This window comes from Shewanella ulleungensis (genome assembly GCF_014648315.1).
In the GTDB taxonomy this organism is placed as follows: domain Bacteria; phylum Pseudomonadota; class Gammaproteobacteria; order Enterobacterales; family Shewanellaceae; genus Shewanella; species Shewanella ulleungensis.
The window spans coordinates 1-22734 of sequence record NZ_BMQW01000006.1; the positions used below are offsets into that span (position 1 = coordinate 1).

Genomic DNA, 22734 nt, shown 5'->3' on the forward strand with positions numbered 1-22734 from the left:
GTGTCATTCTTTGTAAAATCAAATGCAGGCGATGTAGCTTAAATAGCATTTGGCATAGTGATGATGGTGAGAAGTCATTGCTTCATTAGCCACATCATTCACGGTCATGCTCGCTTCTCTTTTTAAGTATCATAAAAATGGGTGGCATGATTAATCACATCATAAAAATGGGTGGCATGATTAATCACAAAGTGGTTTTGATACCTACATCGCAGACAATCAATTTAGAAAACGAAACCCGTTGTTTCAAGAAAGTGAAACTTACGAAACCGAGCAAGAAAAACGCAGATTAAAAAGACGTAATGGCAAGCCTCGATTGTTTACTTCAGATGATTTTCATTATGACGAAGCAACGCAAACTTGCCGATGTCCGGCAGGCAATGAGATGTGGCGAAGCGGCATCAATGTCAAAAGTTATCACCAAGAATACACTCGATTCTGTGGTTATTTAAAAGATTGTAAAACTTGTCCGTTGCAACAGCAATGCATGCGAAAACCGCCGATAAAAACGGGTCGGCAAGTGCAGTTTAAAAATGATGCCTCACGGAAAAAACTGAGTTACACCGACAAGATGAAAGTGAAAATAGACAGCCCAATGGGGCGGCGGCAATATAGCAAACGACTGGGCTGTATCGAACCGGTATTTGGCAATATTACGGTCAACAAAGGGATGAATAAATTGACCTTACGTGGCCAAGCCAAAGTGAATGCCCAGTGGCAACTGTACTGCCTTGTTCATAACATAGAAAAGTTGCAACACACGATGCACTAAGAAGGGGAAGCCCTTTTTACCTCAAAAAACGCTACAAACCGGCCTCAATACCCCCTAAAGCACACTAAAAAAATCAACAAAACTGCATGCTAAATAATAATCTAAACACCACTAAATAATTGAATCAAAATATAAACTCAGATATTGTTTATTCATTAATCAAAATAAATTTAAAAACGAGTAATTCTACAGGCTCGTTATAAGGCAAATCTAACTCGTATGGTTTTAATGGATGAAAGCTAAAGTTAACCTAATCCCCAAAGCATTATTGGGAACAATATCGTTTCTAATGATTATTGTATTATTTCTTTGGTTAAGTGCAATTCATGAAGTTATTGAAGATGGTAACGCATTTGGATTCTCAATCGGGATGAGTAAAGCCGAAGTGTTCGCTAATTTGCAGGAGCACACAGAAAAAAATATCGAGGCTATTAACTTAGTAAGTGCCGATAATAAATCTTCGAAAAGAGGCGTGTTATCGTCAAATACTCACGACTTTTATGCTTCTGATAAATGGGTAGTTATGTTTGAGTCAGCCTATTTTTTTGATAGCGTTACACTTGAATTTTGTTCAGGTCACTTATGCAAGATATTTAGAAAAAGGCAATATCTTGAAATGCCTTAAATGGTTGTAAAGCCTTATAACACATATGAGCCTTCCGCCAGTCAATAGGCGCGCCCTTTTGCTACGGGAAGATATTTGACTGCTTTTGCAGTCAAATACCTTTAGTATCCAAGATGGTCAATCAACAAATTCATCTACTTCGTCTGTCATTTAGCTGTCAAATCATCGTGCTCTTAGCAATAAAAGAATGCAAATACATATAGAGTGTTTCTTAGTGCGATTTCTAAAAAATAAAGAATGCTGCCTGACGCTTTTCAATCCGTTGAAATATCAGGGGCACTACGACTAAATGGATTTAAGAGGTAGAGCGACGCAGGAAGCCAAAGCCGAGACATTTATCGGTTAACCCTAAGATGGCACTATTCAAGTCAGAGGTGCTTTGTGCACAGTTAGTTTCAAATTTAGTTAGGTCAGAAATTTAGTTGCTTTTGTTTAAAACGTGTTTTGTTTTCTTGAAAATATTCAAATTCAACTCTGAACTTGAGGCCGTTGAAGAAAATAGCGTGAAGTTCACATGGATGTGAGCTTAGCTTTCGCGGTACAGGATGTACCATCGGAAGCGTTAGCATTTTCGAGTAAGGCCGAAGCAGATTCCGAATGCAGGTCAAAGTTAAATCAATCCCCATGGCGACCTTTTCGTTTTTTGAAAATGTTGCGGGGCGGCTGGGAGTTCCAAGAGGGAACAGCCGTTGGTTTCCTCTTGGTCTGGTGTGGGCGAAGCGCCACGACGTTGGTGGCCGCAGGCCATTAGTACAAAAGTACAAAGCTAACACCTGGATTCCGGCTAAAAATCATTGCCGGAATGACGCCGTATTTGGCCTGTGTAGGGTGGAACCTTGCGATCGTTATTTCAAGCGAAGTTTGAACATTCTGGTGTGGGCGAAGCGCCACGACGTTGGTGGCCGCAGGCCATTAGTACAAAAGCACAAAAGTACAAAGCTAACACCTGGATTCCGGCTAAAAATCATTGCCGGAATGACGCCGTATTTGGCCAGTGCAGGGAGGAACCTTGCGATCGTTATTTCAAGCGAAGTTTGAATATTCTGGTGTGGGCGAAGCGCCACGACGTTAGTGGCCGCTGGCCATTAGTACAAAAGTACAAAAGTACAAAGCTAACACTTGGATTCCGGCTAAAAATCATTGCCGGAATGACGCCGTATTTGGCCAGTGCAGGGAGGAACCTTGCGATCGTTATTTCAAGCGAAGTTTGAACATTCGGGTGTGGGCGAAGCGCCACGACGTTGGTGGCCGCAGGCCATTAGTACAAAAGTACAAAAGTACAAAGCTAACACCTGGATTCCGGCTAAAAATCATTGCCGGAATGACGCCGTATTTGGCCTGTTCAGGATGGAACCTTGCGATCGTTATTTCAAGCGAAGTTTGAACATTCGGGTGTGGGCGAAGCGCCACGACGTTAGTGGCCGCTGGCCATAAAAAGCTTAACCATCTTAAGCCAAAGATGACTCAACCACTAAACACGATACCTGTTTCTGCTTTCCATACTGCATCACCTGCGCAAGCTCTGCCTGACTAATGGGCACGTAAGCGGCATTAATGGCATCTTTTTGAGCCTCAACAAACGGGTCGTGGATAAACATAAACTGTTCGTTATAGCCACTCAATACCACCCAATGTGGGCCTTTTTCGCCATTAAAACGATAGGTACTGATCATTAATAACACCACAAACCTTTGGTCTATCCACTGTTTTAATTGAATAATTGTTGGCGAGGCGTTATGAATCACAATGTCTTGTAAAGCCAGTTGCTGACAAAAATCATTGTGTACTAAAGTTATCACCGCTTTTTTGTTTTTATCGCGCACGCTATCGATAAATGGCACCGATGAAGACTGGCTGAAAATTGCAATTTGTAAGCCGCGTTTAAGTGCGGCTAATGCTAAGCCGTGTACGCTGCAGCCGCCATGACCACTGGTCATGAATATTGTGGTGGCCTCGCGCCAAATACTTAACTCATCAACTCGGCTAGGTCGATAATCGGGTTTAATGGCATTTATCGCCATCATTAAACACGCTGCACCGCAAGTAAAGGGCGTGGTTTGCACATACAAAGGCATCTTAATAACCTTGCTAGGTCCCGGTGGGTCTAATCGCTTATGCATTCGCACGCCATCTGCCAAGTCATCATAATAATGGACTAAGGTTTTTAGTACCTTATAACCCATTTTTAAATAAAGATTCTTTGCCGCGATATTGTCGTTTCTCACTTCGAGGCGTAATGTAATAAAGCCACGTTCGACGACGGTTTTTTCGCAGAGACTAACAAGCTCAAAAGCAATATTACGGCCTCTAAATTCGCTAGCAACGGCAATAGAGTAAAGTCTAGCTAACCGAGTGCCACGGTTAAACAGTACTAAGGCATAAGCGGCTAACGTGCCGTCTATTTCTGCGACTAATAAACAGTCTAAAGGTGAATTGATAAAACGTTTCATTTGCCGAGGGCTAATTTTGTCGCCGCTAAAGGCATTGTTTTCAATAGTATTGAGTTGGGGTAAGTCGGTGAGGTTGGCTTGGCGTAGCAGCATGAGTCGGCTCGAAATGGCAAACAACTAGTGGGTTAATTTACGCGCTAAACCGCATAAGAGGCAATAGATATTTATGGCTCAGTTTTTAATTGTCACCGACGATGTCAATGATTGGCGTCCTTATTTGCCAAGTGATCATATGGTCACGGTTCATGATTATTTAGAGATGGGGGCGTACTCGGATAAAAGCGCCATGCAAGTGATTAACTTATGCCGCAGTTATGACTATCTCACTACCGGGTATTATTGTTCGTTAATGGCTGAAGCTCGCGGACATCGGGTGATCCCTCGAGTGATGACTATTAACGACTTATCCCAAGACCGCTTTTTTAGTTTGCCTCAAGCTGGGCTTGATAAGCTGGCAGACAATGTCACTCGCATTGCGATGAAGGTTTATTTTGGCTACTGCGATAATCCTGCATTAGATAAAATTGCCCGCAAAATATTTGAACGTTTTACCGTACCCATTTTGCAAGTGAACTTGCTAAAAGTGTTGGGTAAATGGCAGGTAGAAATTATTGAACCTGCTGCTTTTCAAGACTTAACAGAGCCTGAGCAAGATTTGTTTGCTCGCTATTTAGAAGTGTTTTCTCAAAAAGTGTGGCGCTTACCTAAACCGTCAAAACGCTATCGTTACGAAATCGCCATGTTAGTTGATGAAAGCGAAAAAATGCCTCCGTCCGACAAAGCGGCATTGAAATTATTTACCAAAGCAGCCAATCGTATAGGCATGGATTTAGTGCAAATCGGTAAACACGATTTGGCTCGCTTAAGTGAGTTCGATGGTTTGTTTATTCGCTCCACCACTAACATTAGTAACTTTACTTACCGATTTGCAAAAGCCGCAGAGCAGCTCGGTTTAGTGGTGATGGATGACCCAGAATCCATTATGAAATGCACTAATAAAGTGTTTTTAACCGAATTACTGTACAAACATAAAGTGCCGGTACCTAAAAGCGTGATTTTTAAAGCGTCGGATAAAAACTGGGCTGATGATGTGATTAATGCCATTGGTTTACCCATAGTATTAAAAGTGCCAGACGGCGCATTTTCGCTTGGGGTGGTGAAGGTAAAAGACCGTCAAACCTTACTTGAGCAAGCTGAACACATTTTTGAGCACAGCGCGCTAATTTTGGCACAAGCTTTTATGCCAACCGATTACGATTGGCGCATTGGCGTGTTAAACCGCCAGCCAATTTACGCGTGTCGCTATTTTATGAGTCGTGGCCATTGGCAAATTTATCAGCATCATCAGAGCGGCCGTGTCAGTAGTGGTGATTTTGACTGTATCGATTTAAAAATGGTACCGCACAATATTGTTGATGCCGCAGTTAAAGCATCTAATTTAATTGGATCTGGTTTGTATGGCGTAGATTTAAAAGAAATCGATGGCAAAGCGTTTGTGATTGAGGTGAATGACAACCCGAGTATTGATCACGGTGTTGAAGATTTATTTTTAGGTGACTTAGTTTACGATCGGGTGATGACTGAATTTTTAAGGCGTATTCAATTACGTGGTCTTTAGTGAGGTTGAATTAAAGTTTAATATCTTAATTAGCCTCAACACAGGACAAAAGCCGAAAAAAGCCCTTATTCAAATTGACTAAGGGCTTTGTGTTCATTAATTAGTTGTCTATCCAAACCAACGCCATGGTGCTAGCACCTGCGCGATTTTTTAACCTTCACTAATACGATAACAATTGCGGCCAGCGGCTTTAGCGGTATACATGGCTTTATCTGCACGTTCGTACAAGTTGTCTGCAAGTTGTTCAGGGATAGCCTCTGCAATCCCTAAGCTACATTTTATGTCGTACTCGGTTAATTGAGCATGTTTAGGCATCATGTCAATAATTCGCTGACAGACTATTTCTGCAGCTTGCGTATCACCTTGAGTGATAATCACAAATTCGTCACCGCCAATTCTAAATGCTTGGTCGGTATTACGAATCGCTTCGTTAATTAATTCTGCAAATCCAACTAAAACATAATCGCCTGCTTTATGGCCATGTATGTCATTAAGTTGCTTAAATTTGTCGAGATCGATGACTACCAAAGACACCTGGCCTTGGTAGCGATTCGCGCGAGCCAATGCTGTACCAATAGCTTGGTTGTAATAATGGCGATTGCCTAAACCAGTTAACGAATCAAACATGGCTTGTTTAGACATGCTTTGGTATTTCAGCGCATTGCTTAATGGCTGAATAAACATCGACTCTAATCGGCTTAGCATATGCGCTTGTGCCGAACTTAGTGGCATAGCAAGTTGATAAACCATGTTAAATTGGTCTTGTTTATCTGCAACAGTGCGTTGCAGTTCAATACCGTAATGACGTCCCCAAACAAACTTTTGTTTGTCTAGGGTCAACTGTAATCCTTTAATCGGCAAATGTTGTCCTAAAATTTTGCCGAAACAGGCAAAAACTGTCCTAGGATCTAAACTTCCATGTAGTTGTTGAATAACTTGAATAAGATCCAGTTCAGAATCCATATTCAAGTAAGCGTCTGAACGGTACCAGTAATCTTCAGGATACAACTCTGTAGCGAGTGCAAAATCCATAGTATTTTCTCCAGTACGTGACAACTAATTACTTTTTTATTAGCAATAATCGTGCCCATGAATAAAATTCTATAGTTATTAGTTGTTTGATGATTTACTGTAGGAGAAGTACAGCATTAATTTCCCTTTCGACATTTTTTTGACAAGGAGCCTAGACCATAATGGAACACAGCATTTTTATTCATATTCTTTCAATGCTTGTGATTGCGATTGTGGCGATTGCATTGTTGCGCCGCCTTGGTTTGCCGGCTATTTTGGCTTACTTGTTAACCGGTGTGGTGAGCGGTCCAAGCGGTTTTCATTGGTTTACCCAGTTACAAATGCAGTCGGTTGCAGAACTTGGCGTGGTATTACTGATGTTCACACTCGGGCTTGAGTTCTCGGTGCCACGTTTATGGGCGATGCGTCGCACAGTTTTTGGTCTGGGCAGTGCACAAATGATTGTAACTGCATTGGTTGCTGGCGGCATTGCCATGTTAGTCGGTCAAAACCTGGTGGCTGCGGTGGTGATTGGTTCGGCGATAGCGTTATCGTCAACAGCCATTGTGCTTAAACTCCTTAATGAACAAAACTGGTTACGCAGACGCCACGGTGAATTATCGGTCAGTGTGTTGTTATTCCAAGATTTAGCCGTAGTGCCTTTACTCATATTAATGCCATTACTGGCAAATGATGGCACTCAAATGAGCTTTAATGCCATTGCTTGGGGCTTACTTACCGGCATTTTAGCGTTTTTAGGCTTAATGTCGTTTGGCAAGTGGATATTGCCGCGTATTTTCGATGAGGTAGCGCGTTCGCGTTCGAACGAGTTATTTGTATTGTCTACTTTAGTTGTGGCGTTAGTGACTGGCGCTTTTACCCAGTGGCTAGGCTTATCAATGGCATTAGGGGCATTTATTGCTGGTATGTTATTGGGCGAAAGCCAATATCGTAGACAATTAGAAGCTGATATTAGGCCATTTCGTGATTTGCTAATGGGGTTATTTTTTATCTCGATAGGCATGTTGCTCGACTTTAATTTAGTGATGCAATATTGGTGGCAAGTCATACTAATTCTAGTCAGTGTGGTGTTGGCTAAAGCGATGATTGTGTACGGCTTACTGAAGTTAGTGGGCGAGAATGGCAAAATTGCTTTAAGTACCGCCATCAGTTTAGCTCAAGTGGGTGAGTTCAGTTTTGTGTTATTGGCACTGGCGGTGAATTACCAATTACTCGAAAAAGAAGTCAGTACAGTACTCGTGGCCGTTGCGGTGATTTCAATGTCTATAGCACCGTGGCTTATTCGTCATAGTATTGATATTGCTAAAAAGCTCACGGGAGGACATAAAAAGCCACAAAATGAGCCATTAGAGGTTAATTTACCCATTAGTGACGACAGTGATTTAGTACTGATCCTAGGTTACGGTCGGGTAGGGCAAACCATTGCACGCTTTTTAAAAACTGAGGCTGTACCGTATATTGTGCTCGATCTGGATCCTACGCGCGTTACTGAAGCAAGAGCTGCTGGGGAAAATATCTATTTTGGCGATGCGTGCCGTATGGCGTTATTAAAAAAAATGGGCATTCGTCAAGCCAGTTTAGTCGTGGTGACGTTTTGTGAACCAAGGCAATCAGAAGAGTGTCTTGCAGTAGCCAGAAAACTGGCACCCGAAGTAAAAATCTTAGTGCGTACTCGTGATGATTCAAATTTACATGAGCTTAAAGAGGCCGGGGCGACTCAAGTCATTCCTGAGTCGCTTGAGGGCAGTTTAATGTTAGTGTCACAGGTCTTATTTAAATGCGGTGTGCCATTAACGCGGATCATTAAACGGTTAGAATCAGAGCGTCGTAACCATTACCAGTATTTACACGGCTTTTTTTCTGGCACAGAAACCGATTTCACCCTCGATTTATTGCACGCAGTATCGCTAGCCAATGGGGCCAGTGCCGTGGGGAAAACAGTAGCCGATATTCCGTGGCAAACTTTAGATGTTGAACTCAGGGCAGTGCGTCGCCGTGGAGAAGAAATGGATCCACCGCCTGATGACTGGATTTTAAGACGTAATGATATTTTGATGTTGGTGGGTAAACCGCGCAGCATCGAAAAAGCCGAAGAGTATTTGTTGCAAGGCTAATTGGTATTACTTATTTGCACTGTTTATCTTGAGTTTAGATGTCAGTAAATTTTTAAATCAAAAACACTATCATTGCAAAGTGATGGTGTTTTTTTATGGCTCAATTTTCAGCTCTTAACTCTTAACTCTAAACTCTCACTGCTCAATTGTATTGCTGATGTGTTTCATTACGTTGATTACTTAGTTTAGTGGTTAAGTTTTATTTTAAAAATGATGCATCCAAAAGATGAGTTGCTACGTATTGACTTTATTGGGCCGTTATTTTTACTCGCAAACCTACCAATAGGAAACATCGTTGACTATGGAACAAGACACGCTATTAGGGTTGCTTAGTGCAACTGCTGCAGGCGACAAACAAGCCTTTGCTGCTCTGTATAAACAGACCTCTGGTCAGTTATTTGCCGTAAGTTTAAAAATGCTTGGCAGACGAGAACTCGCCGAAGAAGCCTTGCAAGAAGCCTATGTGAAAATATGGCACAACGCGACCGAATACCAACATGGTAAAGGCTTGGTGCTCACATGGATGATTAGCATTGTGCGTTACCGAGCATTAGACATGCTGCGTTATCATAAAGTGCGTAAAGAAGATCAATTTGAAGATGGCCAAGAAGCCACGTTCGAAGCCCCTATGTCAGATGAAGGGCCCGATGTAACTAAGACCAAGCTTGATGATTGTATGGGCGAGCTTGAACCTCAGCAAAAACAGGCCATACATTTAGCCTATTACAATGGCTTAACCCACCATGAAGTGGTTGGGCATTTAGACTTACCATTGGGCACCATTAAAAGCTGGATCCGTAGAGGCTTACAACAATTGCAGAGGTGTTTAACATTATGAATTATCGTGACCCCGAATTACGAGATGCATTAGCTGCCGAATACGTATTAGGCACATTACGTGGTCAGGCTCGTCGCCGTTTTCAAACGTTAATGATGCAGTTCCCAAGCTTGCGCGAAAGCACTTGGCTGTGGGAACAACACCTACATGGCATGAACGAACGCTTAGCACCCATCGAACCTGATCAAGCTGTGTGGCAACACATCAGCCAACGACTTGGCTTTACCTTGGCAAATGCTGATACTCGTGTTGCAACCGATAAAACCAATACTGTTCACGAGCAAAGCAGTGAGTCATTAAAACAGCCTCAGTCAAATGTGGTGTCGTTGTCTTCATTTAAGACTCGTTTATGGCAAGGTGCTGCCTCATTTGCTACCGCAGCCGCAATAATCTTGGCTGTCGTGTTAGTTAAACAACAATCCATTGATATACCTGTTGCCCAGCAAGTCGCGGTAGTGCAAGGTGCAGAGTCGCAAGCCTTGTGGTTAATCGAAGTGACTGACAACAGCATTGAAGTACGTTCAACCAGTAACTTTACCCCATTGGCAAATAAAGATTATGAGCTGTGGATGATAGCCAAAGGTATTGAAAACCCAATATCACTTGGCTTGTTACCAAAATCGGGTCAACTATCATTGCCTAAAGACAGTCAATTTGATGCGGTTGATATTGTTGCGTTAGCGGTCAGTTTAGAACCATTGAATGGTTCACCAAATGGCTTGCCGACAGAGGTACTCTACACAGCAGAGTTAGCCGTATTGTAGCTCCAAGTATCAACTAACAATCATCACTTTTTTTGTGATGAGTTTAATCACCTTAAATAAAACGGCCTAAATAGTATTTAGGCCGTTTTTTATTATTTATTCGAATTTCGATATTTTATTTTCATATTTATTTTGCTTTATTATTAGTGGTTTGGTTTGAATCATCTTGAAATGTAAAAATTAATTCTAACTTGTTGCATCCAATATCGCATCTCAGCCGTTTATTGACATGACTCTACTCAAAACAACAAGGACATAGTCATGCAAGTACTTAAAGTATCGCTCATCGCAAGTCTCGTTTGTAGCAGCTTACTAAGCGCTAACACCTTAGCGTCAAGCCACCGAGAAGCACCAAACATTACCCGTATGCCAACATTAGACTCGACCGACTTTTATGCCTTTAATAGTTACGAAGCTGGCCGTGAAGAATACGTCACGTTAATTGCCAATTACATTCCCCTGCAAGATGCTTACGGCGGACCAAACTATTACGCGATGGACCCTGCTGCGATATACAGCATTCACATCGATAATGACGGTGATGCAATAGAAGATTTAACCTTCCAATTTCAATTTACTAACCAACTTGCCAATAACAATCAAGGCATCGCGTTAACTGTCGGGCCTGCCGGTAATCAACGCACTGTTGCGGTACCACTTAAAAATGTGGGTGCTATTAGTGCGGGCGATCAAAGTGCCGCAAACGTTACTGAATCTTATCAATTGAGTTTAGTAAAAGGCGCGCAAACGGATGGTAATGTCACAGTATTAAGTAACAGTGCTGGTGGCACAACATTCAATAAGCCACTTGATTATATTGGTAACAAAAGCTTTGGTGATACTGCTGCCTATGCGGACTATGCCAGCCAATTTGTGTATGAGTTTGCTATTGAGGGCTGTGAAAGTCCTGCCAAAGTGTTTGTTGGCCAACGTAAAGACCCGTTTGTGGTCAACTTAGGAAAAACCTTTGATTTAGTCAATTACGTACCTGTTGAAGGCGATAGTGCTCCAGGTGCTGGCGACCAAGGCGGATTCCCTGGTGGTATTACCCAATCAAGTGAAAACGATGACTTAATGGATAAAAACGTTACAGCCTTGTCTATTGAAGTACCAAAGTCATGTTTAATCACTCAAGGTAACGGCACGATTGGTGCGTGGACTACTGCGAGTTTACCGCAAGCACGCATTTTAAACCCGAACGCTAAAAACGGTAAAACGGAAGTTAACGGTGGTGCATTAACTCAGGTTTCTCGCCTTGGTAATCCATTGGTTAATGAGTTGGTGATTGGCTTAAAAGACAAAGATACCTTCTCGAGTGCGCATCCAAAAGATGATGCTCAATTTGCTGATTATGTGACTCATCCAAGTTTACCTGAATTGTTAAATATTCTATTTAAAGATGCAGTTAATCAAACGCTGGGTACTGATATTGCAACCCTAGCGCCAACAAACTTCCCAAGAACTGACTTAATTACGGCCTTTTTAACCGGCTTCGCTGGTGTTAACCAACTTGAAACCGTTACACCATCAGAAATGCTGCGTTTAAATACTGGTATTCCTGCTAAACCACAAGCAATGCAATCAGCTTTTGGTGTTGCTGGCGATGATTTAGCCGGTTTCCCTAATGGTCGTCGCCCTGGTGATGACGTGGTTGATATTGCACTGCGAGTGGTCATGGGACGTCTATGTTATCCAATCCCTGTTAACGGAACAGACACTGACTTAGGTTTGTGTACTAGTGATGATGCCAGTGTCGGTAATGTGCCATTTACCGATGGTGCGCCTGTGGATGCGAGCATGATGATGGATCACTTCCCTTACTTAGCGACGCCATTGTCGGGTTCAAAATAAGGAGTTAATAATGAACACATCAACTAAATCTATCACTAAACCATTTCTGTTAATTAGCCTATTAAGTGGCGGTTTGTTGGTTGGGTGTAACTCAGACGACCATAAGATGAACGCCGTTAATAAAGCGCCAATAGTTGACGACATCATGTTGACCACGGAAACCGAAACCGCAGTTATGGCACAAGTTACTGCCCTGGACAAAGAAGGCGATGTTTTAGGGTTTACCTTAAATCAGCAACCAAGTTTGGGCATGGTGAGTTTAAAACCCAATGGTGAGTTTACCTATACGCCAAACACTGAAGTCACCGGTACAGATAGCTTTACCATTGCCGTGACCGACGGCATTAATGATTCTGTTAATGCCACTGTGATGGTGACGATTGATGCACAACAGTTGCAATTTTCAAGCTTGAGTCGACAGGCATTTTTACAAAATGCCAATGATGAACCTCTACGACTCAATGGCCGCGATGTCAGTGATGATGTCAGTGAAGCTAACTTCTATGATGATCTGTTACTAGATTAAGCATTAACTAATCGTAAAACAGGACGAAAATAGCCATGGATGGTATTAAGGAGAATATATGCAAGGTGTAGCGACTAGGATAATACGTACAACATTAACTGCCTTGATTGGGGTTGTTGTCGTGTTGGCAAATAACAGTGTGGCAGCCCCATATACGCCAAAATCTGAAGATGAAATTATTGCCACTTGGAAGGTGCTTGACGATTCACCAACCTATACAAATAATGCAAAGCAAGGCGTTAGCTTAGCGCAAATCAGCGAGTTTATTGAGCAAGGACAGTATCCTGGAGAGGCTGATTATCGTTATGGTCGCGCCAAAGCATTGTTGCAAGCCAAAATGAGTCAAGAAACTCCCGATGCACAAACTTTTTATTTGTATGCACGCGTGTTACAACATCAGCATCAATTCTCTAAAGCTATCAAGGCGCTAGAACGTTCTATTACCTTAGACCCACTTGCCGTTAATAGCTGGTTATTAAAAGCCAATATTCATTTAGTGCTAGGTGACATAGTCGGTGCTCGTGAAGCCTGTTTGGCGTTAATCGGTAAAGCCGATATTTTATTGATTTCGACTTGTGCGTTAGAAGTGGCAGGGCAAAATGATAAGTTACCAGAAAGCTACAATGAGTTGGTGCGATTATACAACCTTTACCAGCCGATCAATGAACAAGAACAATATTGGATAGTGCAAATTTTAGCTGATATGGCAATGAGACAAAATCTTGCTGATAATGCCTTAGTGTATTTAAACCAAGTTGATTTACAGCGCGCGCCGGTTAGCTTATTAGCCTTGTGGGCCGACGTGCAAATGTCATTACAGCAGCATCAACAAGTTATTGATACATTAGGTGATATTGTTAGCAGTAATCCCATACAAGATGATGCACTCTTGTTGCGTTTAGCCCGAGCTGAAAAGGCGCTTAATGCTTCTGTTGAATGGCAATGGGCATTTGCTCAACGCGTAGAACTACGCGAACAAAGACAAGACAGCTTGCATGCATCAGAGCTGGCGCAATATTATTTATATGTTGATGTACAGCCGACAAAAGCATTGTACTGGGCCAAAGTAAACTGGCGTGTTGCAAGGCAAATTAACGATCGTATCTTGCTAGAAGAAGCGCGTTTATTGCTCAAACAAGAACAAACCAAAGAGACGGTTTAAACCGTACCCAGTAAAAAGGAATACACAGTGAACCTTTCTAAGTGGATATTGACCACAGCTAAAAGTGTCGTATTGTTCGGCCTGTTGATGGTTAGTCATGCCAGTGTTGCTCATCAAATGAGTACCAGTTATTTGTCGCTCAATTTAGATCCGCAAGGGCAGGTACAGGGAGCATGGCAAGTACGCTTTTTCGATCTTTATCAAGTGATTGATATCGATCAGAATCAAAATGGTCAGTTAACCTGGGGCGAGTTACAGCGTAATCAACTTGCGGTGACCCAATATTTACAATCAAATTTAATGATAAGCCGCAATCAAAACTGTGAACTTGTGTTTGATGTGGCGCAGCAAGTGGACCAACATTTTAATGAAGGTTATTTAGTCGCCTCATTTAATGGCCAATGCCTGAGTGATGGTGCGCTAAAAATTGATTATCAAGCTTTTTTTGAGGTCGATACTGACCACAAATCTATTATGACGATTGATACCCCTGAGAATCAATACACAAGAGTTATCAGTAACGACAACCGTACTTTATTGATTAACCTAGCCGAGAGCTCAACGTTCGACACCGTGAAAGAATATGTCTATCAAGGTGTTATTCATATATGGAAAGGTACCGATCATATTTTATTTTTATTAGCCTTATTGTTAACTTGCGTGCTCATTCGAGAACAAAAAAGCTGGCAGGCAATTGAAAGCCCAATAAAAATCATCAAACAAACTGCATGGATAATTACCGCGTTTACCTTAGCTCACTCGGTCACATTAACTGCGACAGCATTAGGTATTTTAGATTTTAGTAGCCATTGGGTTGAACTTGGCATCGCTTTATCTGTCTTATTTGCAGCACTTAATAATATTTGGCCAATTGTACTGCGTTTAGGCTGGATAACTTTTGGCTTTGGTTTACTACACGGAATGGGTTTTGCTGGCGTGCTGGGTGAGTTGGGATTACCTGAAAACCAAAAATTGCTGGCAATTTTAGCGTTCAACTTAGGTGTTGAAGTGGGCCAATTAGCTATTTTAGCCGTAGTGTTACCGATACTGGTTTTTTTTCGTCATCAACGATGGTATCGCGTGTGGGGTATGCAAATAGGTTCCGTAGCGATTGGCATTATGGCAATTCAATGGTCAGTTGAGCGTTTTTAATGCATCAAGTTAGCTGAAAGAGTTAACTTCACTTGCTAAAGAGTGGACTTTAGCCATAGTCTCAATCACGATTAGGTTAAATAAGACGGCCATCAGCAGTCGCTATTTTACTAGCACGCTGGTGGCGCTAATATTCGATGCAATAGATTTAGGAGTCGTGTTGGTTGTAATTATTGGGGTAATAGTGACACTCATAGCCGCGATATTTGCGGTTTATAAACTCAATCAGTGCACTCATCGTATTTACTTATATATCCAAAAACATCATCAAGATGAATATCAGCATTGTAAGACTCTTGGCGGTATTGCCGGTGGGGGGCAGCGCAACACGTCGCTGTTTGTGATGGAGTCCTTCCACTCAGGTAAACTTGCTAGTGTTGACGACCCGCAATTACAACAATTGCGTCAACAACTTACCCGCTTAAAAACATTGTTTATTTTGTCGCCAACATTGATATTTATAATCATAACCCTCATTGCTGAGCTTTGGGTGAGCTAAATATTACCAAGAAGTTAGCTCTTCCTTTGCAGCAAATATCTTATCCACAGAGTCCAATCTTGGCGGATGGAAAACTTGATTTTATGCACAGCGTTCTCATATTTGGCGCTACACATATCAAGATAAACTAAACAAAGCTGACACACTCAAGACGCAGTATTTTTGTGCCTTAATTGCAAAGCTATATCTTCTCTATAAACCGATTATAAGATAGCCCTGCGTTAATTAACTGAACTGAGAGACAAAGGGTAATCCGAATTTCTATCATCAACGTACCAAGATACAAACGTCGTTTACGTTTATTCGTGGTTAATTAACGGATAACAACACGCAAAAGCTAGATATTGCATGCTTTCTTCCATAGAATGGTAAGTTAACTTTTTATCAGCAGTGATGATTTTTCTGCTCGGTTTTTATTAGGTATATTGATGTCGGCGAAACTGTTTAATCTTCCCATTAAGCTTTCATTAGAGATGATCGCGAAACTGTTCTCGGCCACGCAAATTCAAAAAGCACAAAACTACTTGATCCAAGGTCGAGTATTGGAAGTGAGCGCCAGCAGTGATAATCATGATATCGAAGCCTATGTTGAAGGTTCTGCTGAAGAGCCATACCGCCAAGAAATCACCCTCGTCAATGTTAACCACAAAATAGTGATGCGCTCGCATTGCACTTGCCCTGTTCGCACAAACTGCAAACACGTTGCCGCCGCGATGTTGGCGCTGGTAGATAAAAAACCAGTAGAAGAGCAACGCATTCACCAATGGTTACGTCAGCTCGACGAACAAAAAACAGTGACTGAGTTTGAAGATGAGGAAGAGGAAAAAGACCGCATTATTTATGTGCTCTCTAATGACCCTAATGGTATTTTTGTCGAATTTAAACGCAGTAAACTCAATAAGAAAGGTCAATATAACAAAGGCAGTAAACTGGCGTTAACCGATATTCGTTACAGTATGCCGTGGTGGATTGGTCCTGACGATAAACAAATTATTAGTTTATTACTCTCTTCTAATAATCAAGGTTCTAAAATCTACATCGATGGTGAAATCTCATACCTTGCTTTGGTCAAAATGCTTGCCGAACAAGTGTGTTTTTGGGAAGAAAATCGCACGCCATTAACTTGGGCTAAATCGATTGTGCCAGAGTTTATTTGGTGTGAACTGGATAAAAAACACACGCAAATGCAAATGCGTATGCCCGGGCTTGAAAACTGGGAGTTTCTTGCTACTGAGCCGCCATTGTATGTTGAATTAGATTATTTACGCTTAGGTAAAATCGATACCGATTTGTCGGCCAAAAAACTCAGCTTATTGCAACATATGCCACCTGTTCCACTGGCGCAAGTGGATCAAATTAGCCACAAAATGTTACAGCACTTTTCGCCTAAAACCGTGCCTGTACCGAGTGAAATCGATTTTTGTGAGATCAGCGACCCATTGAAAACTAAACTGGTTTTTACCCGCGAAATTTATGCTAACAATCCCATATTGCAACCTGTCATTAGAGTTGAACAGCATTATGGCGATATCAGTTTTAATGCCTCACTGAAGCCTGAACGTATTAGTTTAGTTAAAAAGGGCAGTGTTCAATATCAAGTGCATCGTCATGTTGACCAAGAATTAGCTATTTTACAAGCATTGACTGAAGCTGGTTTAGTGACGTTTATTCCGAGTGAATATGGTAAGCAACCTGAGTACTTTTTAAGTGTTGGTTTGTTACCTGAATCGATTTTCGAGTGGTCTGACTTAACTGAAAATGGCCTTGATGCATTAACGGCGCTGGGCGTTGAAATTGAGTTTGAAGATGACTTTGACTTAAACATTGTCGATGCGCAGTTAGATGTTGATTTGGTCGACGATGATGAGTCTGGTTGGTTTTCACTGTCACTGAGCGCCGATATTGAAGGTCAAAATGTACCCTTATTAGCCTTAGTGGCTCGTTGGTTGCAACAAAATGGTGAGCCAGCTGATGACGATGAATTGATCCTTCCTGGCCCAAATGGTGGTTTTATTAAAATAAAAGCCAAAACCATTAAGCCATTGATTTCGATTATTCAAGAATTGTTTAATCGTCACTCTGGCGATCATATTGCTATACCGCGAAACCGTGCCCACATTCTTAATGAATTATCTGCCAGCGATGTACGTTTACTTAATGGCGAAAGAGTGCGCAACCTGGCGGCAAAATTAGCTGAATTCAAAGGGGTAACAGAAGTTGAGTTACCAGCGGGCTTAAATGCCACGCTGCGTGATTATCAAAAACAAGGTTTCGATTGGCTGTGCTTTTTAAAAGAGTACCAACTGGGTGGAATTTTAGCCGACGACATGGGCTTAGGTAAAACCATCCAAACCTTGGCGTTTTTACTTAAAGCAAAACAAGACGCCACTGAACATCGAACCAGCCTAATTGTGTGTCCAACCAGCTTAGTGGGCAACTGGCTTAAAGAAGCCAACAAATTTGCCCCGTCACTTAATGTAGTGGTTATTCATGGCAATAAACGCCAACCATTGTTAGATCAAATCAATGAGTTTGATGTGGTGGTAACAACGTATCCGTTAATGCTTCGTGATGAAGCCATTTACGGCGATTATGTGTTTGACCATATTATTTTGGATGAAGCACAGCAAATCAAAAATGCTCAAGCGAAAGTGACTCAGGTGATTAAAACCTTAAAAGGAAAGTTTCGTTTGTGTTTGTCGGGCACGCCGCTTGAAAACCACCTAGGCGAGCTGAAATCACTAATGGATTTTTGTTTGCCTGGATTATTAGGTCAACACAGTTACTTTAATAAAGAGTTTCGTGGCCCGATTGAGAAACAAGCGGATGTTGAAAAATCTGTATTGCTGAGTAAGCGTATTTCGCCGTTTATGTTGCGCCGCACTAAAAAAGAAGTCGTGTCTGAACTACCTGAAAAAACCGAGATTATCCAAACCCTTGAGCTTGAGAAAGACCAGCGTAACTTGTACGAGTCTATCCGCCTGGTGATGGAGAAAAAACTGCGGGAACTGTTTGCTAAAAAAGGCGTGTCGAGTAGCCATATTGAGTTTTTAGATGCGTTATTAAAGTTACGTCAGGCTTGTTGCGATCCTCGCCTTGTTAAACTTGAGCAAGCACAGCAAGTAAAAGACAACGCTAAACTCACCTGGTTAATTCAAAACGTACCCGAGATGATTGAAGAAGGCCGCAAAATCCTTATTTTCAGTCAATTTACCGGTATGCTCGCGCTGATTGAAGATGAGTTAAAAACCATGGTAATAAGCTACAGTAAGTTAACTGGCCAAACGCGTGACAGACAAACTCAAATTGATGCGTTTCAAGAGGGTGATAACTCGGTATTTTTAATCAGTTTAAAAGCGGGCGGAACGGGGCTTAATTTAACGGCTGCCGATACCGTTATTCATTTTGACCCATGGTGGAACCCTGCTGCAGAGCGCCAGGCAACCGATCGTGCGCATCGTATTGGTCAGCTCAATCCGGTATTTGTTTACAAGTTAATAGCGCAAGGTACGGTTGAAGAGAAAATTCAGGAAATGCAGCAGCATAAACAAGGTTTGGCAGACAGCATATTATCCGATGGCACTCAAGGCCCATGGCAAGGTAACGCCGAGGATTTATTGGCATTATTGAGTTAAGGTGTTGAATGAGTTTTTGAGTGAGTTTTTGTTTATTTTCTTTTTATAGTGGTTTAATCACTAATTAATTTGAGGTTACGGCATTGCCTGCAATGTATTTTAAACGAGGTTCTGGTGCACCAAGGCCAAGACGTGGCAATCGTGCTACGCCTGCGCTGCATATGGACTACTTTGAGCAAGTGTTTGTTGAGTTGCGCCGTCATCCTGAAAAAATTGCCATTGTTAGACACAACATTGCTGAATTTCAAGCACAGCCATTTTTGAAAAAGGGCTTACACACCGCCATTGATAGATTGCTACTGGTATTTGAAGACAATGATGATATTGAGTTGCTCTACAGGCAGGTGATGAGTGAGGATGTTGGCCAGCGGGTAAGACGCTACCCGCTGATTTTTAAAGGTATAATATCACCTGTAGTCAACGCTGTTGATTAGTGCTTTATCTGACTGGATAATCAGCTTAAGTGTTACTCATACTTAAGCTGCCGCACTCAAGCACTCAAGCACTCAAGCAAAGCAACCCAAACCAAACGCTCAATTCAAGCAACCCAAGCGCTATTAATTCAAACCCTCAATTTAAACAAGCAATGGCGCTAAGCTTGCATCACTTTGTTAGCAAATTCACTTGGGCCAGCTAAAATCGCCCGGCCTACTGCGACTAAATCCACTTGCTTCGTCGTTAAAATGGTTTCGATGTAATCCACGCTTTCAATACCGCCAACACCAATAACCGCCGCAGTGGTTGTGCCCGTTAACGGCGCGGCATCTTCTACTAAAAAGCCTTCGCCGCGTTTATCTTTAGGTCGATTCCAGCCGCCAATTCCTGATGATACATTGAGTATTTCAACGCCTGCAGCCACTAACCATTGGCAGACTTGCGCCATGTCTGCATGAGTTAACCCCCCCGGGTATCCGTCTTGGCCTGGAATGCGAGTCATAACCGCTAACCTTGGTGCCACTTGTTTTATTTGAGTGACAATTTCAATTAATATTCTGGCGCGATTTTCAAGCTCTCCGCCATATTTATCTTGGCGTTGATTGGTTAATGGTGACAACCATTGATTAATCCCGTAACCGTGAGCACAGTGGATCTCAACTAAATCAAAACCGGCTTTATCGGCACGTATTGCAGCAGCCACAAAGTCTTGTTGCCAAGTGTTGATATCGTCTACTGTCATGGCGCGTGGAGTTGGTAGTACACGGTCGTATGCTGGCACAGTAATGCCAGAAGGCCCCATGACATCACTGCTAATAGCCGCACTGTCTTTACCGCCACAATGGGTAATTTGTAAACCGGTTTTAACGCCTGCTGTATGCAGTGTACTGGCTACCGCGGTTAATCCAGGTAAGCATGCGTCATCGTGCGCACCGAGTTGGTTAGTTTCGCTACGACCAGCCAGATTAACATGACTGTATTCCACCATCACAAGGCCTGCACCCGATTGTGAAAGATGATGATAATGCGAAATGGTAGCAGGCGTTGCTAAACCATTAACGTCAGCGGTTTGTGATGCCATAGGTGGTACCACTAAACGGTTTTTAAGAGTTAATCCGTTACTTAAGGTTAACGGAGTAAAGCGAAGTGCAGTCATTGAAAATCCTATAGGGTAATGGCAACCAAGATGCCTGCAAGCAGCATAATACTGCCTGCGGTGCGATTAATGATGTTGGCAGCTTTGGGTGAGGTAAACACACGTTTAGCACTTGATGCTAAATACGCATAAGCAAGATTTACCGAACCAAAAGCACAAGTGGCAACGGTTAAAATAATGGCAACATCCAGTAAGCTTACTTGAGCCATGGGCACAAATGCGGGGAAAAAACTCACATAAAAAATCAGCGCCTTGGGGTTACCTAAAGTAATCACAATACCAGTGAGTACATTTTTGTTTAAACTGACTTTTTGGGGCTCAACAAGCTGGACACCATTCGCTGTCGAGCGCAACATACTTAAGCCTAGCCAGCACAAATATAAGGCGCTGGCATATTTAATCAGTTCAAATGCAGGTCCCATTGCATGAGCTATTGCAGACAAGCCAAATAAGGCTAATAAGATATACAGAAAATCGCCAAGCAGTACACCAATTGTCATTGCTACGCCATGTGAAAGGCCATTTGAGAACGATCGAGATACCACAGCAAACACCGCAGGGCCTGGTACAATGGCCAAAATAACCATGGTAAAAAATAATGCGACAATTTGTTGGTAAGCCATTAATACTCTTCAGTTCTTTTTTGTTGTGGTTGATGGCACATCTGCCGATTGTTGGCGATTATAGCGTAAATCGATCATGAGAATGTCATTACGATGGTGCTGTGAAGTATCAATTGTGTAATTCATTATGTCTAAAAGCTGCCTGGTAAATGTGTTACATTGCTAGATTATTCAAGCGTATAGAAATTTTTGTAGGGATTGTTGTGCAATTCATCTTATTAACCCACTCAAGAGAGTTAGTTCGTGCCAGTAACACCGGCCAAATAGTGTTGCAGGTGTTAGGTGAACGCGCCCGTTTGATTGAATGGCATCGTAAGCTCCCTGATACCAAATTGTTAACTGCCATTGATGCTGGGAAAGTTGGTTTAGTGTTTCCTGCGGATGATAATTCACCATCATTAAACTTAGATGCTACAGCGAGTTTAAATAGCAGCGCAAATAATACTGTGCCATCCTTCGAGTATTTGCTGTTGATTGATGCGACCTGGCAAGAAGCTCGTAAAATGTATAATCAAAGCCCATATCTTAAAAGCTTAGTTAAAGTGGGATTACAACCAACACATGCCTCTATTTATCCACTGAGGCGTAATCAGCTTGAGGGCGGGTTATGTACGGCAGAATGCGTGGCGTTATTACTTAAAAAAGTGGGAGAGGCTGGGTTAGCTAAGCAACTGACAGAATGCTTGATGGAGTTTATTGAGCGCTAGTTTACGCTTTTATGAGCCATAACGGACTCAGCGCGATTACTCTAGTTTACTGAAAATCGATAAATATATTTGCAGTAAGGCGACCTGTTTGCGGGTTGGCATCGATATCGGTATCTGGATTGACTAGGGTTGAATGCAGTAAGTTACCAGGGTAAATCACCACACGATTTGGCCGATATTCTACCTGATGATACAAGCAGAAATGATCATTACTGGCCACACAATAGCGTGGGTTTGATTGGATTATTTGATCAACAAAAGGCTGTGCCTGAGTAAAATACTGGTCGATATTGTCGTTAGTAATCCGTTCAAAACCACTGGCATTGTGCCTAAAAAATCCGGTGTCGCCATGGGGGCCGTCATTAAGGTAATGCAATATGGCGAAGTAATAGGGATTTGGGGTATCAAAGTGGGGCAAACATTGCAGTGGTACTAGGTCTTTTACCTGGGTGTCGATTAATGAAAATACCCCTTGTTGCGGTTTTAATCGCCGGGTTGTTGGGATGCGGTACACATCGTAAATAAGCTGAAATACAGCATCAAGTACGTCGATGATATATTGCCTTGGCAATGCAGTACGCTGACCAGGATAAAACGAGCTTTTATCCTGATTAAACTGGTCGTCATTAATCGCGATATCAATTAGTTGAGTGATATCGCCTGCAAAATTATCTATCACGATAACTGGCGTTTGTTGTTGGCCAATCAACTGCACCTGCGGTGCAATAGGATTGGCCCGTATCAGCGTTTGAGTAGCCGGTGACGACATCGTTAG

19 protein-coding genes and 1 pseudogene are annotated in these 22734 nt (G+C 42.2%); 15 read left to right on the forward strand and 5 right to left on the reverse strand.

Translation table 11 applies throughout. The annotated features are described in order from the left end of the window. Positions 1–184 precede the first annotated feature (184 nt). From IEY40_RS12255 to IEY40_RS12265, 3 genes and pseudogenes are all read left to right on the forward strand, one after another. A pseudogene (locus IEY40_RS12255) lies at positions 185–772 on the forward strand (transposase); the annotation flags it as partial. 232 nt (positions 773–1004) lie between these two features. Then, on the forward strand, positions 1005–1397 hold the full coding sequence (locus tag IEY40_RS12260; protein WP_188956585.1) for a hypothetical protein: 393 nt from the start codon (positions 1005–1007) through the stop codon (positions 1395–1397). Between the two features lie 597 nt (positions 1398–1994). Then, entirely contained in the window at positions 1995–2435 is a 441-nt protein-coding gene (locus IEY40_RS12265) for a hypothetical protein (protein WP_188956587.1), read from the forward strand. 410 nt (positions 2436–2845) lie between these two features. Here the strand turns inward: IEY40_RS12265 and IEY40_RS12270 are convergent, their stop codons facing one another. Next, a complete protein-coding gene (locus tag IEY40_RS12270; RefSeq protein ID WP_188956589.1) occupies positions 2846–3940 on the reverse strand; it encodes a GNAT family N-acetyltransferase/peptidase C39 family protein in 1095 nt (364 codons plus the stop codon). A 73-nt stretch (positions 3941–4013) separates the two neighbouring features. Between IEY40_RS12270 and IEY40_RS12275 the strand changes: the two genes are divergently transcribed. Then, complete coding sequence (locus tag IEY40_RS12275; RefSeq protein WP_188956591.1) at positions 4014–5465, forward strand: RimK family ATP-grasp domain-containing protein; 1452 nt, start codon at positions 4014–4016, stop codon at positions 5463–5465. Between the two features lie 150 nt (positions 5466–5615). Here the strand turns inward: IEY40_RS12275 and dgcS are convergent, their stop codons facing one another. After that, complete coding sequence (gene dgcS, locus IEY40_RS12280) at positions 5616–6497, reverse strand: diguanylate cyclase DgcS (RefSeq protein WP_188956593.1); 882 nt, start codon at positions 6495–6497, stop codon at positions 5616–5618. Positions 6498–6658: 161 nt separating this feature from the next. On the opposite strand from dgcS, the gene IEY40_RS12285 reads away from it, so the two are divergent. The 10 genes from IEY40_RS12285 to IEY40_RS12330 all read left to right on the forward strand — a co-directional run bounded on the left by IEY40_RS12285 (position 6659) and on the right by IEY40_RS12330 (position 19472). Then, positions 6659–8611: a monovalent cation:proton antiporter family protein gene (locus tag IEY40_RS12285; RefSeq protein ID WP_188956595.1), complete on the forward strand. Its 1953-nt coding sequence runs from the start codon at positions 6659–6661 to the stop codon at positions 8609–8611. A gap of 301 nt (positions 8612–8912) precedes the next feature. Then, entirely contained in the window at positions 8913–9449 is a 537-nt protein-coding gene (locus tag IEY40_RS12290; RefSeq protein WP_188957032.1) for a sigma-70 family RNA polymerase sigma factor, read from the forward strand. Further along, positions 9446–10213, forward strand: coding sequence for an anti-sigma factor (locus IEY40_RS12295; protein WP_188956597.1), 768 nt, complete (start codon positions 9446–9448; stop codon positions 10211–10213). The genes IEY40_RS12290 and IEY40_RS12295 overlap by 4 nt, the downstream gene beginning before the upstream one ends. Before the next feature lie 261 nt (positions 10214–10474). Next, the gene (locus IEY40_RS12300; protein WP_188956599.1) at positions 10475–12064 is read left to right on the forward strand and encodes a DUF4331 domain-containing protein; all 1590 of its coding nucleotides are present in this window, start codon (positions 10475–10477) and stop codon (positions 12062–12064) included. A 10-nt stretch (positions 12065–12074) separates the two neighbouring features. After that, positions 12075–12590, forward strand: coding sequence for an Ig-like domain-containing protein (locus IEY40_RS12305; protein ID WP_188956600.1), 516 nt, complete (start codon positions 12075–12077; stop codon positions 12588–12590). A 58-nt stretch (positions 12591–12648) separates the two neighbouring features. Continuing rightward, positions 12649–13752: a tetratricopeptide repeat protein gene (locus IEY40_RS12310; RefSeq protein ID WP_188956602.1), complete on the forward strand. Its 1104-nt coding sequence runs from the start codon at positions 12649–12651 to the stop codon at positions 13750–13752. An 87-nt stretch (positions 13753–13839) separates the two neighbouring features. After that, positions 13840–14904, forward strand: coding sequence for a HupE/UreJ family protein (locus tag IEY40_RS12315; protein WP_188957033.1), 1065 nt, complete (start codon positions 13840–13842; stop codon positions 14902–14904). Positions 14905–15064: 160 nt separating this feature from the next. Further along, entirely contained in the window at positions 15065–15403 is a 339-nt protein-coding gene (locus IEY40_RS12320) for a hypothetical protein (protein WP_188956603.1), read from the forward strand. Positions 15404–15831: 428 nt separating this feature from the next. Next, positions 15832–19038, forward strand: a complete 3207-nt coding sequence (locus IEY40_RS12325; protein ID WP_188956606.1) for a DEAD/DEAH box helicase — start codon at positions 15832–15834, stop codon at positions 19036–19038. Between the two features lie 92 nt (positions 19039–19130). Beyond that, positions 19131–19472 (forward strand): hypothetical protein, encoded by a 342-nt coding sequence (locus IEY40_RS12330; protein WP_188956607.1) that lies wholly within the window; start codon positions 19131–19133, stop codon positions 19470–19472. Positions 19473–19630: 158 nt separating this feature from the next. Here the strand turns inward: IEY40_RS12330 and IEY40_RS12335 are convergent, their stop codons facing one another. Next, positions 19631–20629 (reverse strand): NADH:flavin oxidoreductase, encoded by a 999-nt coding sequence (locus IEY40_RS12335; RefSeq protein WP_188956609.1) that lies wholly within the window; start codon positions 20627–20629, stop codon positions 19631–19633. A gap of 8 nt (positions 20630–20637) precedes the next feature. Next, a complete protein-coding gene (locus IEY40_RS12340) occupies positions 20638–21252 on the reverse strand; it encodes a LysE family translocator (protein ID WP_188956611.1) in 615 nt (204 codons plus the stop codon). Between the two features lie 203 nt (positions 21253–21455). Here IEY40_RS12340 and IEY40_RS12345 point away from each other — a divergent pair, with 203 nt between their 5' ends. Next, entirely contained in the window at positions 21456–21959 is a 504-nt protein-coding gene (locus tag IEY40_RS12345; RefSeq protein ID WP_188956613.1) for a DTW domain-containing protein, read from the forward strand. Between the two features lie 46 nt (positions 21960–22005). On the opposite strand, the gene IEY40_RS12350 is transcribed toward IEY40_RS12345, so the two are convergent. Further along, positions 22006–22728, reverse strand: coding sequence for a DUF6445 family protein (locus IEY40_RS12350; protein WP_188956614.1), 723 nt, complete (start codon positions 22726–22728; stop codon positions 22006–22008). Positions 22729–22734: the final 6 nt, after the last annotated feature.

Coding starts and splice junctions, on each gene's coding strand:
- IEY40_RS12260 (WP_188956585.1), top strand. CDS start 1,005: ATGAAAGCTAAAGTTAACCTAATCCCCAAAGCATTATTGGGAACAATA.
- IEY40_RS12265 (WP_188956587.1), top strand. CDS start 1,995: ATGCAGGTCAAAGTTAAATCAATCCCCATGGCGACCTTTTCGTTTTTT.
- IEY40_RS12270 (WP_188956589.1), bottom strand. CDS start 3,940: ATGCTGCTACGCCAAGCCAACCTCACCGACTTACCCCAACTCAATACT.
- IEY40_RS12275 (WP_188956591.1), top strand. CDS start 4,014: ATGGCTCAGTTTTTAATTGTCACCGACGATGTCAATGATTGGCGTCCT.
- dgcS (WP_188956593.1), bottom strand. CDS start 6,497: ATGGATTTTGCACTCGCTACAGAGTTGTATCCTGAAGATTACTGGTAC.
- IEY40_RS12285 (WP_188956595.1), top strand. CDS start 6,659: ATGGAACACAGCATTTTTATTCATATTCTTTCAATGCTTGTGATTGCG.
- IEY40_RS12290 (WP_188957032.1), top strand. CDS start 8,913: ATGGAACAAGACACGCTATTAGGGTTGCTTAGTGCAACTGCTGCAGGC.
- IEY40_RS12295 (WP_188956597.1), top strand. CDS start 9,446: ATGAATTATCGTGACCCCGAATTACGAGATGCATTAGCTGCCGAATAC.
- IEY40_RS12300 (WP_188956599.1), top strand. CDS start 10,475: ATGCAAGTACTTAAAGTATCGCTCATCGCAAGTCTCGTTTGTAGCAGC.
- IEY40_RS12305 (WP_188956600.1), top strand. CDS start 12,075: ATGAACACATCAACTAAATCTATCACTAAACCATTTCTGTTAATTAGC.
- IEY40_RS12310 (WP_188956602.1), top strand. CDS start 12,649: ATGCAAGGTGTAGCGACTAGGATAATACGTACAACATTAACTGCCTTG.
- IEY40_RS12315 (WP_188957033.1), top strand. CDS start 13,840: ATGGTTAGTCATGCCAGTGTTGCTCATCAAATGAGTACCAGTTATTTG.
- IEY40_RS12325 (WP_188956606.1), top strand. CDS start 15,832: ATGTCGGCGAAACTGTTTAATCTTCCCATTAAGCTTTCATTAGAGATG.
- IEY40_RS12330 (WP_188956607.1), top strand. CDS start 19,131: ATGTATTTTAAACGAGGTTCTGGTGCACCAAGGCCAAGACGTGGCAAT.
- IEY40_RS12335 (WP_188956609.1), bottom strand. CDS start 20,629: ATGACTGCACTTCGCTTTACTCCGTTAACCTTAAGTAACGGATTAACT.
- IEY40_RS12340 (WP_188956611.1), bottom strand. CDS start 21,252: ATGGCTTACCAACAAATTGTCGCATTATTTTTTACCATGGTTATTTTG.
- IEY40_RS12350 (WP_188956614.1), bottom strand. CDS start 22,728: ATGTCGTCACCGGCTACTCAAACGCTGATACGGGCCAATCCTATTGCA.